The sequence below is a fragment of the Pseudomonas sp. H2_A10 genome (assembly GCF_054680085.1).
In genome coordinates this window covers 3006927-3020859 of the sequence record NZ_CP162821.1, presented here as the reverse complement: position 1 = coordinate 3020859, position 13933 = coordinate 3006927, and the positions used below count along the sequence as shown (strand labels likewise).

Below are 13933 nucleotides of genomic sequence, written 5' to 3'. Positions count from 1 at the left end.
CCTAACACGGCTGCCCAGGACCTCCCGATGACTGTCGCAAAGCACCTCGCCTGGGGCTGTCTCTGGCTGGCCGCAGGCCTTGGCCATGCCGAGCCGCTGATCAGGCCCACCGCGATCGACTGGCTGCTGGACTGCCCCCTCCCCACCGCGCAGCGTCTGGACCCCGAGGTACTGGCGCGCACCCAGTGCGGCATCGTGAGCGTACCGCGTAACCATGCCGCTCCCAGGCAAGGCCACCTGAACCTCTACCTGACCCGGGTCGGTGCCCGCGAGCCGTTGAACCGCGAGGGTGTGGTATTCGCCCAGTCCGGCGACCCGCCACACCCCAACAGCGGCGGCACCTTCGCCATTCAACTGGCCAGCCAGTGGGGGGCTTCCGCGGCCAGCGCCTATCGCACATTGCTCAACCGCTACGACGTGATTGAGCTGGGCACGCGCGACCTGGGCCGCGATGAGGATGTCGAACAAGCCGCACGCGACTTGGAATTCGTACGCACCCAACTGGGCGACGCACAACTGCACTACCTGGGTAACGCCGCCGCCACGCGCCTGGGCAACCGCTACGCGGCGCTGTTTCCCGAACGCGTCGCGCGCATGGTGCTGGTCAACGGCGAACGCGGCATGACGGACGCGCCTCAAGTGCAACAACTGCACCTCAAGGAACCCGCCAAACCCGGCGCCAACCGTTGCGTGACCCAATGGGTCGGGGCCTTTCTGGCGTATGGCAAACAGCCGCCACCGTCGACCCGCTGTGTGGGTTCAGATGACGGGGGACAGCACGCCGTTTACGACCTCCTTGCCCCGAAAACGACGCGCTGCGTTGACGCTCCGTGCCAATCGTTATTAAGTGCTATTTATCCGCATTAATACGATAAATCGAACCCATGCTAAGCCGACCGCTGCGACGCAAACGCCAGAAGCTCTCCGATGTGATTGTCGAGTCGGTCAAGCGCTCCATCGTCACCGATGCCTTGAAACCCGGCGACCGCCTGCCCACCGAGCGCGAGCTGATGGAAAGTTTCCAGTGCTCCAAAGGCTCGGCCCGCGAGGCGCTCAAGGCCCTGGAAGTGGAAGGTTTGGTGAGTACACGCACTGGCCCCAGCGGCGGCGCGTACCTGAACCAGGCCGGCACCGAACCCGCCAGCCGCGCCTTGCGCAACTACCTGCACTTCCAGCATCTGGACGGCGAGCAGGTGTACCAACTGCGCAAGGTGATCGAGGTGGAACTGGCGGTCTCCGTGCTCGGGCGTTTGAGTGAAAACGACTTTCAGGCCTTGCAGGACAACGTGGATTTTTGCAGCGACCCGGAAGACAGCGAGGCCGGCCAGCGCGAACAGCGCCTGGCGGAACTGGAGTTTCACAACCTGCTGGCCAAGGCCTGCCCCAACCCGTTGCTGAGCTTTATGGCGCAGTTTCTCAATGACCTGTTGCGCGACCTCGTGGTGCTGAAAAAAGCCTACAAACCCAAGCGCAAACAGTTCGACGCGGCCAACCTGGACTATCACAAACAGCTGCTGATCGCCTTTCGCGCCGGGGATGAAAGCGCGGTGCGCAGCCTGATGCATGACCACATGTGCGATGCCGAACACCATATGACCGCGCTGGAAGGCCAGGTCAGCCCGCACTTTCTGCTGGAGTTCGATCACAACCACTGAATACACCGCGTTACCCCAATAAAAAACGCCTGCCCACAGGCCCCAGCTTCACCGTATCGCCCTTGCCGCTCCTGCCAATAACTAAACCAGGGAGTCACCCCATGCAGCGTCGTACGTTATTGAAAGCCAGTCTTACCGCCGCAGCCGCCCTCAGCCTCCCGCTGAGCGTGCGTTCGGCATTCGCCGCCGAGCCCTTTACCTTTTACGGCCTCAAGTCCATGTCCGGCGCTTTTGCCAGCTATGGCAAGTTTGCCGACATGGGGTCGCGCCTGGCGGTGGAACAGCATCCCGAGATTCTCGGGCGCCCGCTCAACTACAAAGTCATCGACACCGAAGGCAATGCCGGCAAGGCCGTGCGTAAGGTGCAAGAGGCCATCCAGCAGGATGGCGCGCGATTCTTCCAGGGCTGCACCCTGTCGTCATCAGCCCTTGCGGTGGCCAAGGAAGTCGACAAGGTGGGTGGCGTGTTCATGACCCCGGTGGGCGCCGATGAAGTCACCGGCAAGGACTGCAACAAGGCGACGTTCCGCTGGTCGGTGCCCACCTACGGCGCGATCCGCCAAACCATGGTGCCGCTGATCAAACTGCTGCCCGACGCCAAGCGCTGGTACACCATCACCCCGCAATATGTGTTCGGCGAAGCGCTGCTCGAAGGCGCAAAGACGGTGCTCAAAGAGCACGGCCTGGAGCACGTCGGCAACAGCTACCACTCATTGCAGGAACAGGAATTTTCCGGCTACCTGACCAACGCCATCTCAACCAGGCCCGACGTGCTGGTGCTGCTCAACTTTGGCAGCCAGTCGTCCAACACCCTGCGCCAGGCGGTGAATTTCGGCATCAAGGAGCGCATGAAAGTGCTGCTGGTGTGGTCCGCCGGGCTTGACCAATTCCAGGAACTGGGCAGCGATGTGCTCGAAGGCGTGTACCTCGGCGCGCAGTACTGGCACCAGGTCGACACCCCGCTCAACCGCGAGCTGGTCAAGCTGACGAAAGCCAAATACGGCATCAACCCCACCTACCCGCTGGCCGCCGACTACATCAGCACCAAGGTCATGCTGGACAGCATCATCGCCACCGGCAGCTTCGACGGGCCGACCGTGGCCAAGGCCATGCAGGGCCTGAGCTTCGAGGGCCCGACCGGCAAGGAGTCGATCCGCGCAGGCGACCACCAGGTGATCAAGGACTACTACCTGCTGATCGGCAAAGCCACGGCTGATATGGCCGACAAGGACGACCTGGCCAAGGTGCTCAGCGCCGGCCAATCGTTCCCACCGGTAGACGCCACGGGCTGCACGCTCGCCTGATCCTGAACGGTTAAACACGACAAGGCGGCCCCAAGCCGCCTGTTCGAGGGTTTCTGCATGCTTAATCTTTACCTGTTCCAGATACTCAACGGCCTGGGGTTGGGGATGATCTACTTCCTGATCGCAGTCGGGCTGACGATCATTTTCGGCCTGCTCAACTTCGTCAACTTCGCCCACGGCGCGTTCTTTCTGTTGGGCGCCTACATCTGCTACACCGCCGTGAGCCTCACCGGCAACTTTTGGCTGGCGCTGCTGATCGCGCCGCTGGTGGTGGCCGCCCTGGCCTGGGTGATTGAACGCTTGCTGATCCAGCGCATTTACCACTTGCCGCACATGTTCCAGATCCTGGTGACCTTGGGCATTGCGCTGATCATCCAGGAAGCCAGCGTGATGATCTGGGGCCCGGTGGGCAAAAGCGTGGCGGTGCCGGAACTGTTGCGCGGCGTACTGGTGGTGGGCGATTTCGTCTACCCCTACTACCGCCTGTTCCTCATTGTGTTTTCCGGGCTGGTGGGCCTGGGCCTGTGGCTGTTGCTGGAACGCACGCGCTTCGGCGCCCTGGTGCGTGCCGGCAGTGAGAGCACCGAAACCGTGTCGCTGCTGGGCACCAATATCTTGCGTCTGTTCTCCATGACCTTCGCCCTCGGCGTGGCCCTGGCCGGGGTAGCCGGGGTGCTGTTCGCGCCCTTGCGCGGCGCGCAGCCATTCGTGGGCCCGGAAATTCTCGGCATCGCCTTCGTGGTGGTGGTGATCGGCGGCATGGGCTCGTTCAGCGGTGCGCTGGTCGGCGGTTTGCTGGTCGGCGTGGTGCAGAGCCTGATGACCACACTCTGGCCCCAGGGCGCGAGCCTGATGATCTACGGCGCGATGGCCGTGGTGATTCTGGTACGCCCTTATGGCCTGTTCGGGAGAGCCTGACATGAGCGAGAAAAACCCCCTGCCGTTTGCCAAGACCCAGTCCAAAGCCATGTTGCTGTGGGTACTGGCGGTGCTGATCGGCCTGCCGTTGATCCTGCCTTCGGCAACCCTGGCCAGCGAGATCCTGATCTTCGCCATGGCGGCCCTGGCCTGCAACCTGCTGCTGGGCTACACCGGGCTGTTGTCGTTCGGCCAAGGCATTTTCTTTGGCGCCGGTGCGTATTGCGCGGCGCTGCTGATGATCCACCTGCAATGGGGCCTGTTCACCGCGTTGCTCGGTGCCGCTGTCGCCGGTGGTTTCCTGGCGTTGCTGGTGGGTGCGTTGGCGATCCGACGTACCGGCATTTACTTTGTGATGCTCACCTTGGCGTTCAGCCAGATGGCTTACTTCGTCGCCTACACCTTGAGCGACTGGACCGGCGGCGACAACGGTCTGCTCAGCGTGCCGCGCCCGCAGGTCCGCATCGGTGACACCGTGCTGCTGTCGCTGGCCGACGCCCGTGCCTTCTATGGTTTTGTCGCGGTGCTGTTCCTGCTGATCTTCATCGGCGCGCGCCGCGTCATCGCCTCGCCGTTCGGCAGCACGCTGATGGCAATCCGCGAAAACGAAACCCGCGCCTCGGCCATCGGCTACGACACGCGCCACTTCAAGATCCTGGTGTTTGTGTTGTCGGGCGCCGTCACCGGTATCGCCGGTGCGTTATACGCCATGCTGCTGCACTTCGTGCCGTTGTCGAACATCGACCTGGCGATGTCCGAGAACATTTTGATCATGACCATCGTCGGCGGCACCGGTTCGTTGTTCGGCTCGTTGCTGGGCGCCGGCTCCATCGTATTGCTGGGGGATTTCCTCTCCGACCTGTGGCCGCGCTGGCTGATGCTGCTGGGGGTGATTTTGATCCTGGTGGTGATCTTCATGCGCGGCGGTTTGTGGGGCGGCCTGGCCTCACTGTTCGACAAGGTGCGCCGCAGCCGCAAGGCTAGTGTGGTGAACAAGGAGCACGTGCTATGAGCATCCTTTTGGAAACCAGAAACCTGGAACTGGCCTACGGCGCGTTCCATGCGGTGAACGGCGTCAACCTCAAGGTCGAGGCCGGCACCATCCACACCATCATCGGCCCTAACGGCGCCGGCAAGACCAGCCTGTTCCATTGCCTGACCGGCGAACGCCAGGCCACCGCCGGGGCGATTCATTTCGACGGCAACAACCTGATGCGCAAGCCGGCCCACGCCCGTGTCGGCCTGGGCATGGCGCGTTCGTTCCAGCTCACCAGCCTGTTCCAGAACCTCAGCGTGCGCGAAAACCTGCGCCTGGCCGCCCAGGGCCGCGACGGCGCCCGCGCCCTGAACTTCTGGCGCCGGGTCGATAGCAAACGCGAACACCTGGAGATGGCCGACCAGGTACTCGAACGCCTGCAACTCAGCGCCCGCGCCGACACCCTGGCCGGCGAGTTGTCCCACGGCCAGCAACGGGTGCTGGAGGTGGGCATGTCGATCTGCTCCAAGCCCAAACTGCTGATGCTCGACGAGCCCACCTCGGGCATGGGCATCGATGACATCCCCATCATGACCCAGTTGATCAGCGACCTCGGCCGCGACCACACGGTGCTGTTGATCGAACACAACATGAGCATCGTCATGTCCATCAGCCAACGCATCACCGTGATGAGCCACGGCCAGATCCTGGTCGAAGGCACCCCGCAATTCGTGCGCGCCGATGAGCGCGTACGCACGGCGTATCTGGGGGAGGCTGCCTGATGCTGATCGTCGAGAATATCCATTCCTACTACGACAAGAGCCATGTGCTCGAAGGCGTGTCGCTGACGGTCAACCCCGGCGAACTGGTGACCCTGCTGGGGCGCAACGGTGCCGGCAAGACCACCACCCTGCGCAGCATCCTCGGCATCATTTGCCCGCGCCAGGGCCAGATTCACTTCAACGGCCAGGCGCTGGTCGGGCGGAAGATCTTTGAAATCGCCCGCCAAGGGTTGGCACTGGTGCCGGAGAACCGTGGGATTTTCCGCCTGCTCACGGTAGAGGAAAACCTGCGCATCGCCGCACGCAAAACCAGCCGCTGGCAGTTGGAGGACGTGTACGCCATGTTCCCGCGCCTCAAGGAGCGCCGCAAAAACGCCGGCCACGCCCTCTCCGGCGGCGAGCAGCAGATGCTCGCCATCGCCCGCGCCCTGCTCAACGATCCCAAGCTGCTGATCCTCGATGAACCCACCGAAGGCCTGGCCCCGGTGATCGTCGACGAACTGGTGAAGATCCTGCGCAAGGTCAAGGACGACGGCCTGCCGGTGCTGCTGGTGGAACAGAACCTGATGGTCTGCGACAAACTCGCCGACCGCCATTACGTACTCGAACAGGGCCGCGTGGTGTACGAAGGCAGCGCCGAAGCCTTCCGCGCCGACCCGACCATCAAGAACCGCTACCTGGCCCTGAGTGCCTGATCGGAGATTGCAGATGAATAGTTTTGCGCAACCGCTCAAGAGCAATGCCCCGCTGATCAACCGCGACCGCCTGTGGCAATCGCTGATGGACCTGGCGCAACTGGGCGCCACGGTCAAAGGCGGCGTGTGTCGCCTGGCCCTCACCGACCTGGACCGCCAGGCCCGTGACCTGTTTGTGCAGTGGTGCGAGGCCGCCGGGTGCAGCGTCACGGTCGATGCCATCGGCAATATCTTCGCCCGCCGCGCGGGACGTAACCCGGCCCTGCCGCCGGTGATGACCGGCAGCCATATCGACACCCAACCCACCGGCGGCAAGTTCGATGGTTGCTACGGCGTGATGGCCGGGCTGGAGGTGATCCGCACCCTGAATGATTTGAAGATCGAAACCGATGCGCCGATTGAAGTGGTGGTGTGGACCAACGAAGAAGGCTCGCGCTTCCCGCCGTGCATGATGGGCTCCGGGGTGTTTGCCGGGAAGTTCGACTTGCAGGACACCCTCGACAAGCGGGATGAACAAGGCCTGTCGGTGGGCGCCGAATTACAGCGCATCGGTTATGCCGGTTCACGTGCGGTGCTGGGCCACCCGGTCGGTGCGTACTTCGAGGCACACATCGAGCAGGGCCCGGTGCTGGAAGACCAGGCCACCACCATCGGCGTGGTCATGGGGTGCCTGGGCCAGAAGTGGTTCGACCTGACCCTCACCGGTGTCGAAGCCCACGCCGGCCCAACACCGATGCACCTGCGCAAGGACGCCCTGGTCGGCGCCGCCGAGGTGGTCAGCGCGGTCAACCGCATCGCCCATCAACAACAACCTCACGCCTGCGGCACGGTTGGTTGCCTGGCCCTGCACCCCGGCTCGCGCAATGTGATTCCCGGCCAGGTGCACATGACCCTCGACTTGCGCCACCTGCACGCCGACAAACTGCAAGCGATGGTCGATGAAGTGCGCGGCGTGATCGACGCCACCGCCCAGCGTCACGGCCTGAGCGTTGAGCTGACCCCTACCGCCGACTTCCCACCGCTGGATTTCAACCCGGCTTGCGTGAAAGCCGTGCGTGACGGCGCCCAGGCGTTGGGCTTGAGCCATATGGATATCGTCAGCGGCGCCGGGCATGACGCGATTTTCGTCGCTGAGTTGGGGCCGGCCGGGATGATCTTTGTGCCCTGCGAAGGCGGCATCAGCCATAACGAAATCGAGAATGCCGCGCCGGATGACCTGGCGACCGGTTGCGCGGTGCTGCTGCGCGCCATGGTCAATGCGGCGCAGGGGGACCTGGCATGAGCGAGATAGGCCAACTGACAGCGGTGCAACTGCTGGAGCATTTTCGCAACAAGACCTTATCGCCGGTGGAGGTCACCGAAGATGCGTTGCTGCGTATCAAGCGCTACAACCCGGTGGTCAACGCTTATTGCCACGTGGACCCGCAAGGCGCGCTGAACGCCGCACGCGCCTCGGAGCAGCGCTGGTTCAAGGGCGAGCCGTGCGGTGCGCTGGACGGTGTGCCGGCTTCGATCAAAGACCTGACGCTGACTGTCGGCATGCCCACCCGCAAGGGCTCGCGCACCACCTGCGCTGCAGGCCCGTGGGACATCGATGCACCCTTCACAGCCTTTATGCGCAAGGCCGGCGCGGTGCTGCTGGGCAAAACCACCACCCCGGAATTCGGCTGGAAAGGCGTTACCGACAACCCCTTGTACGGCATCACCCGCAACCCGTGGAACACGCGTACCACCGCCGGCGGATCATCCGGCGGTGCCGGCGCGGCGGCGGCGCTGAACCTGGGCGTGCTGCACCAGGGCAGCGATGCCGGCGGCTCGATCCGGATCCCGTGCGCGTTTACCGGCACGTTCGGCATCAAGCCGAGCTTCGGCTATGTGCCGCAATGGCCGGCCAGCTCCATGACGATCCTGTCGCACTTGGGCCCGATGACGCGCACGGTAGAAGACAGTGTGTTGATGCTGCAAACCGTGGCGCGGCCGGATGCGCGGGATGGTTTGATCGGAGCGCCACGCAGCACGCCGTGGTTATCGCACGCGACGGACTTGAAGGGTGTGCGTATCGCCTACAGCCCCAACTTCGGTTACATCGACGTTGACCCGCAGGTGGCCGAAGTCGTCGCCCGGGCGGTGGAGGGCCTGGCGCAGCTGGGCGCTCATGTCGAGCAGATCGACCCCGGTTTCAGCGACCCACAGCAGGTATTCAGCACCCTCTGGGCCGCCGGCGCCGCACGCCTGACCCGCACGATGAGCGACGCCCAAAAACAGCTGTTGGACCCCGGCCTGCGGCGCATTGCGGAGCGTGGCGAGCGGTTGAGCCTGGATGATTTCAACACGGCCCTCGAAGCTCGCGCCGCGTTGGTGGCAAAGATGGCGGCGTTCCACCAGCACTACGATGTGCTGGTGTCGCCGATGATGCCGATCACCGCGTTCGAGGCCGGGCATAACGTACCGCCCGGCTCGGGCCTGCAGGAATGGACCGAGTGGACGCGGTTCACCTACCCCTTCAACCTCACCCAGCAACCGGCGGCGTCGGTGCCGTGCGGCTTGGCGGCGAATGGCTTGCCGGTGGGGCTGCATGTGGTGGCGGCGCGGTTTGCCGATGAGCAGGTGTTGAGGGTGTGCCAGGTGTATGCGCGCGCTTTTCCAACCCGACATTTGCAGGCACCGGTCTGACGGATAACCGCCGTGCCTTCGGCATGCGCTGACGCCTGGCTCAGTGCTATTCTCGCGCCCCCAACGTTTTCAGGAGTTTTATGCAATGCCAAGAACACTCACACGGATAGGTCTTTTCTTGGCGCTGGCCTGCTTGCAAGGCTGCGCGCATACCGACCCACTGCTGGGGCAGCCCTACTTCACCGCGCCGGCCCAAACCGCCAACGACAAGGCAACCGTTTACTTCGTGCGCGAGTATCGCCTCATGAGCCCGCAGTTCACCACCGAAGTCCATGTGGACGGCAAGAGCCTTGGGGAACTGCCTACCGGAGGCTACTTCAAGGTTGACTTGCCCGCCGGCGTGCACCGCATCAGCTCCAACAAAACCTCAATCCTCACCGACGAAGCCACGCGTCAGTTTGACTTGCCCGTCAAGGCCGGCCAGAGCTACTTCGTGGTGGACCAGGATTTGTGGGCAGAACCCAAGGACGGTTTCACCCTGGGGGAGATGAACAACAATCGCTATCGAGGCGCCATGCACTATTTTCGCTGGGCGCTGCTGCCTACCGATACTGCGCAGACATTCATGCCCAAGTACCGGCTGGCCAAGTCTGAATAGAACCGTCCCTGTTAGCCCGATAACCGCCCCTCCCACATTTTTGACTGCATTCCAGTTCCTAGCCTTTACACTGTCGCCCATTCTTCCCAGGGGGCTTCATGGACATCGAACTGGCACGCACTTTCCTTGAAATCAGCCGTTGCGGCAGCCTGGCCGCGGCGGCCGAGAAACTGCACGTCACCCAGACCGCCATTACCGCACGCGTCAAAAACCTGGAAAACCAATTGGGCTGTACGCTGTTCGTGCGCAACCGCGCCGGCGCCCGGCTGACGGCCGACGGCGAGGCGTTTGTGGTATACGCCAACCAATTGCTGCAAACCTGGGAAGCCGCGCGCCGCGACCTGCCGTTGCCCGATGGCTATCGCAATGTGCTGCATATCGGCGGCGAGGTGAGCCTGTGCAACCCGTTGATGCTCGGCTGGGCCCAGGCCCTGCGCGAACACATCCCCGGGCACGCCCTGCGCACGGAAATCCGCGAAGGCGAATACCTGCTGCGCCAACTGGAACTGGGTGTGCTCGATGCCGCACTGGTGTTCCAGCCGCAATACTGGCCGGGGTTGCAGGTGGAGCAAGTGCTGGAAGAAAAACTGATCCTGGTGCAGTTGGTGAGCAAGCCTGAGCCCTACGTGTACATCGATTGGGGCCAGGGCTTTCGCCAGCAGCATGACGCCGCCCTGCCCGACAAGGCCCGCGCCGCCGTGAGTTTCAACCTGGGGCCACTGGCGTTGCAGTACATCCTCGAACATGGCGGCGCGGGCTATTTCCGCACACGCGTGGTGCAAAGCTACCTGGACAGCGGCGTGATGCGGCGCGTGCCCAAGGCGCCGGAGTTCAGTTTCCCGACGTACCTGGTGTACTCGCGGGCACGGGATTCGGCGGTATTGCAGCAGGCGCTGGAATTGCTGCGCGGGGTGGTCAAGGCCGAAAGTGACTGGTCACAGCGCTGGGACCCACTGATTTGAATCACTGTCAGTCGCCGCCCATGCTAGCCTGCGTGGGTGTCCTCTGGCAGCCTTACCGATGAACAAGAAAAAGTCCGTCACCATCAGCGACATCGCCAAACGCGTCGGCATGACCACCATCACCGTGTCCCGGGCGTTGAGCAAACCTGACCTGGTCAAACCCGCCACCCTGGCACGCATCCTGGAAGTGGCGCGCGAACTCGACTACGTGCCGAACGCCTTTGCACGCGGGCTCAAACGCAGTGAAAGCCTGATCATCGGCGTGATTACCGCGTCAGTCGACAACCCGTTCTACAGCGAGATGATCAAGGCGATTTCCCGCGAGGCCAAACAACACGGCTACACCATCATGCTGGTGGACACCGATGAGTTGGAGGAACTGGAAAGCAAAGCGGTCGATACGTTATTGGGCTACCGCGTGGCGGGGATCATCCTGTCACCGGTCTCCGACGAGCCGAGCTACCAACCCGACTACCTGGACCGCCTGCGCAACGGCAAGACCCCGGTGGTGCTGCTCGATCGCACCCTCCATGACAGCCCGTTCAGTCGCGTGGTGCTCGACAACTACCACAGCGGCATCCAGGCTGCGCAGTACCTGTTGCGCCAAACCCCCGCCCTCAAGCACCTGCTGGTGCTCACCGGCCCCGCGCATTCGCGCATCACCGTCGAACGCCTCAAAGGCCTGCGCGAAGTGCTGGCCGAACATCCACAGGTACAGGTGCACGTGCAAGCCGGCGACTACACGCTGATGCCCTCCTACCTGCACACCCTCGACTACCTGGCCGAACATCCGGCGCCGGACGCGATCATGGGCTTCAACCAGTTGATCACCCTGGGCGCCCTGCGAGCCCTGCGCATGCACAACATTCCCCATGACAGCCTGACCATCTGCGGCATCGACCGCCTGCCGTTCGCCGATATCTTCGGCGTGCCGATCGCCTACGTGGCCCACGATGCGTCCCTGGCGGGCAGCAGCGCGGTACGCCTGCTGCTCGATCGCCTGCAAGACCCGTACAAACCACGGGACAAAGTGGTGATCGCCGGCAAGCTGGAGAACGGCTAGCGGCTGGTGTAACCACCGTCGATCGGCAGGCTCACGCCGCTGATCATGCTGGCGGCATCGCTGAGCAGAAACAACACCGGCAGCGCCACTTCCACGGTCTCGGCAAAGCGCCCCAGTGGGATCGCCGCCAGCGCCGGATCGCGCTTGGCCGGGTCGGACCAGGCCATGGTGGCCATGGGCGTGAGGGTGACGGTGGGGTTGACGCTGTTCACGCGGATGCCAAAGCGGCCCCATTCGGCGCACTGCACACGGGTGATCGCATCCAGCGCGGCCTTGGAGGCGCAGTAGCCGAGGTGCTCGTCCAGCGCCACCAATGACGCCTGGCTGGAGACGTTGACGATGCTGCCGGCGATATGCGCCTGGATCATGTTGGCCGCCACACGGCTGGCCACCTGCGCGGCGGCGCGGGCGTTGACCTGCATAACCTGGTCAAAGGCCTCGGCACTGATGGCGGCGGCAGGCTCCAGGCGCGAGATACCAGCGCAGTTGACCAGGCCGTGCAAGGGCGGCAAGCCTTGCAGGGCCTTGTCGAGGGCGGTGCTGTCGGCGATGTCCAGGCACAGGGTGTGACAGCCCAGTTGCGACAGGGCCTCGGCGTCGCGGCCAAGCGCAAAGACTTCGGCGCCGCTGGCGATCAGTTGCCGGGCAATTTCGCGGCCGATGCCACTGCTGGCGCCGGTGACGAGAATGCGCTGGTGGGTGAAGTCGAAGGTTGCGTTCATGATCACTTTTCCATAGGCGATAAAGTTACCCACATTTTTGGACCGTGTTGATTCAGGTAGTTTGCAGGTTGTGCATGATCGGCCTCAGGGCTGGATACAACTTCACATACTCGGCGAAGACCCGGTCATACACCTCGGCGTTCTGCGCCTTGGGTTCGGCGCGCAACGCCAGGTGCACCCAGCCTTTGTCCATCGCCTCATCACTCACCAACCCCACCGCGTGCGCCGCCAGCAGCGCCGCGCCCAAGGCCGCCTCGACTTCCTGAACAATGGTGTACACCGGTAACCGCGTGACATCCGCGATGATCTGCATCCACAAATCCGAGCGGCTCGCGCCCCCCACCACGATCAAGCGTGGGTCCAGTGAGTGCGCGCCGCGAGTACCCGCCTCGATGTTATGGCGCAGGGCAAAACTCACCCCCTCCAATACCGCGCGGTACAGGTGGATACGGCTGTGATACAGGTTCAGGCCAACAAAACTGCCACTGGCGCGGTCGTCCCACACCGGGCTGCGCTCGCCCATCAGGTAGGGCAGGAACACCACACCTTCGCTGCCCGCCGGAATATTCATCGCGCTCTGTTCCAGCAGTACCAGGCTGTCCAGGCCGCGGGCCTTGGCCTGTTGTTCCTCGGCCTGGCAGAACTGTTCGCGAAACCAGCTCACCGACGCCCCTGCGGTAATCGCGCCGCCGAAGATGTACAGGTCCCGATGACCGTTGTAGACGTGGGGCATGCTGACCAAGCCGTGACGCGCATCCACCTGCTGGTTCAGGTAGCCCCAGCACATACTGGTGCCGATCATCGCCACGTGGTTGCCCGGCTGCGTGACGCCGGCGGCCAGCGTTGCCATGGCTGCATCCACGCCCCCGGCAAGCACCGGGGTGCCCGCCTGCAAGCCCAGGCGGGTGGCCCAGCCGTCAAGCAAACCACCGACGACGTCGGCGCCATACAGCAGGCGCTGCGGCATCATCGCCAACGGTATGCCCAGCTCGGCCAGCAGTGCTTCGGACCAACCCCGCGCCGCCACATCGTAGACCCCGCCGATATTGCCGGCACTGCTATGGTCCACCGCCAGCTCACCCGTGAGGCACCAGTTGATGTAACTGTTGGGCGGCAGCAAGTAGCGGGTGTTCGCCCAGACCTCGGGCTGGTGCTGCTTGAGCCAGAGCATCTTGGTGAAGCCGTAATAACTGTCCACCGAGTTGCCGGTGATCCTGAACAAGCGCTCCAGGTCCACATGCTCGCGTACCCACGCCACCTGCTCGCCGGCACGCCGGTCCATCCAGATCAGGCACGGGTGCAGCGGCGTCATCTGCGCATCCACCGGGATGCCCGAGCCGCCATACAGGCTGCTGATGCACAGCGCCTTGACCTGCCCCGCCGCCACCTCGGCCTTGGCCATGCACTGCGCCACGCAGGCCTCGACGGCATCCAGCCAGACCTGCGGCCATTGCTCGACCAGCGCACCTTGGGGGTATCCACGCGATACCCCTGGCTATGCTGGGCGATGATCGTGCCTTGAGCATCCACCAGCAGCGCCTTGGTACTTTGGGTTCCTATGTCCACACCCATCACGTAATGCATG

General features: G+C 63.6%; 14 protein-coding genes and 1 pseudogene. 12 read left to right on the top strand and 3 right to left on the bottom strand.

Annotated elements, in window-relative coordinates; genetic code table 11:
- Positions 1-27 precede the first annotated feature (27 nt).
- From AB4O23_RS14095 to AB4O23_RS14040, 12 genes are all read left to right on the top strand, one after another.
- Entirely contained in the window at positions 28-867 is an 840-nt protein-coding gene (locus AB4O23_RS14095; RefSeq protein ID WP_267864508.1) for an alpha/beta fold hydrolase, read from the top strand.
- A gap of 17 nt (positions 868-884) precedes the next feature.
- Entirely contained in the window at positions 885-1655 is a 771-nt protein-coding gene (locus AB4O23_RS14090; protein WP_017527017.1) for a FadR/GntR family transcriptional regulator, read from the top strand.
- Positions 1656-1756: 101 nt separating this feature from the next.
- Positions 1757-2959, top strand: a complete 1203-nt coding sequence (locus tag AB4O23_RS14085) for an ABC transporter substrate-binding protein (RefSeq protein WP_017527016.1) — start codon at positions 1757-1759, stop codon at positions 2957-2959.
- Positions 2960-3016: 57 nt separating this feature from the next.
- The gene (locus AB4O23_RS14080) at positions 3017-3877 is read left to right on the top strand and encodes a branched-chain amino acid ABC transporter permease (protein WP_017527015.1); all 861 of its coding nucleotides are present in this window, start codon (positions 3017-3019) and stop codon (positions 3875-3877) included.
- 1 nt (position 3878) lies between these two features.
- Positions 3879-4889 (top strand): branched-chain amino acid ABC transporter permease, encoded by a 1011-nt coding sequence (locus AB4O23_RS14075; RefSeq protein ID WP_017527014.1) that lies wholly within the window; start codon positions 3879-3881, stop codon positions 4887-4889.
- Positions 4886-5635: an ABC transporter ATP-binding protein gene (locus AB4O23_RS14070; protein WP_017527013.1), complete on the top strand. Its 750-nt coding sequence runs from the start codon at positions 4886-4888 to the stop codon at positions 5633-5635. Before AB4O23_RS14075 ends, AB4O23_RS14070 begins: the two co-directional genes overlap by 4 nt.
- The gene (locus AB4O23_RS14065; protein ID WP_017527012.1) at positions 5635-6330 is read left to right on the top strand and encodes an ABC transporter ATP-binding protein; all 696 of its coding nucleotides are present in this window, start codon (positions 5635-5637) and stop codon (positions 6328-6330) included. The genes AB4O23_RS14070 and AB4O23_RS14065 overlap by 1 nt, the downstream gene beginning before the upstream one ends.
- A 13-nt stretch (positions 6331-6343) precedes the next feature.
- Entirely contained in the window at positions 6344-7612 is a 1269-nt protein-coding gene (locus tag AB4O23_RS14060; protein ID WP_460089225.1) for a Zn-dependent hydrolase, read from the top strand.
- Complete coding sequence (locus tag AB4O23_RS14055; protein ID WP_068937412.1) at positions 7609-9003, top strand: amidase; 1395 nt, start codon at positions 7609-7611, stop codon at positions 9001-9003. The genes AB4O23_RS14060 and AB4O23_RS14055 overlap by 4 nt, the downstream gene beginning before the upstream one ends.
- Before the next feature lie 118 nt (positions 9004-9121).
- Positions 9122-9601: a DUF2846 domain-containing protein gene (locus AB4O23_RS14050; RefSeq protein ID WP_161979885.1), complete on the top strand. Its 480-nt coding sequence runs from the start codon at positions 9122-9124 to the stop codon at positions 9599-9601.
- Between the two features lie 98 nt (positions 9602-9699).
- Positions 9700-10563, top strand: a complete 864-nt coding sequence (locus tag AB4O23_RS14045) for a LysR family transcriptional regulator (protein WP_017527008.1) — start codon at positions 9700-9702, stop codon at positions 10561-10563.
- 58 nt (positions 10564-10621) lie between these two features.
- Positions 10622-11626 (top strand): LacI family DNA-binding transcriptional regulator, encoded by a 1005-nt coding sequence (locus AB4O23_RS14040; RefSeq protein ID WP_460063643.1) that lies wholly within the window; start codon positions 10622-10624, stop codon positions 11624-11626.
- Here AB4O23_RS14040 and AB4O23_RS14035 read toward each other — a convergent pair.
- The 3 genes and pseudogenes from AB4O23_RS14035 to AB4O23_RS14025 form a co-directional block, all read right to left on the bottom strand.
- Entirely contained in the window at positions 11623-12348 is a 726-nt protein-coding gene (locus tag AB4O23_RS14035) for an SDR family oxidoreductase (RefSeq protein ID WP_065877585.1), read from the bottom strand. The two genes, AB4O23_RS14040 and AB4O23_RS14035, sit on opposite strands and share 4 nt — an antisense overlap.
- Positions 12349-12400: 52 nt before the next feature.
- Positions 12401-13135, bottom strand: a complete 735-nt coding sequence (locus tag AB4O23_RS14030) for an FGGY-family carbohydrate kinase (RefSeq protein ID WP_460106371.1) — start codon at positions 13133-13135, stop codon at positions 12401-12403.
- Between the two features lie 111 nt (positions 13136-13246).
- Positions 13247-13920: pseudogene (locus AB4O23_RS14025) on the bottom strand (FGGY family carbohydrate kinase); the annotation flags it as partial.
- Positions 13921-13933 lie beyond the last annotated feature (13 nt).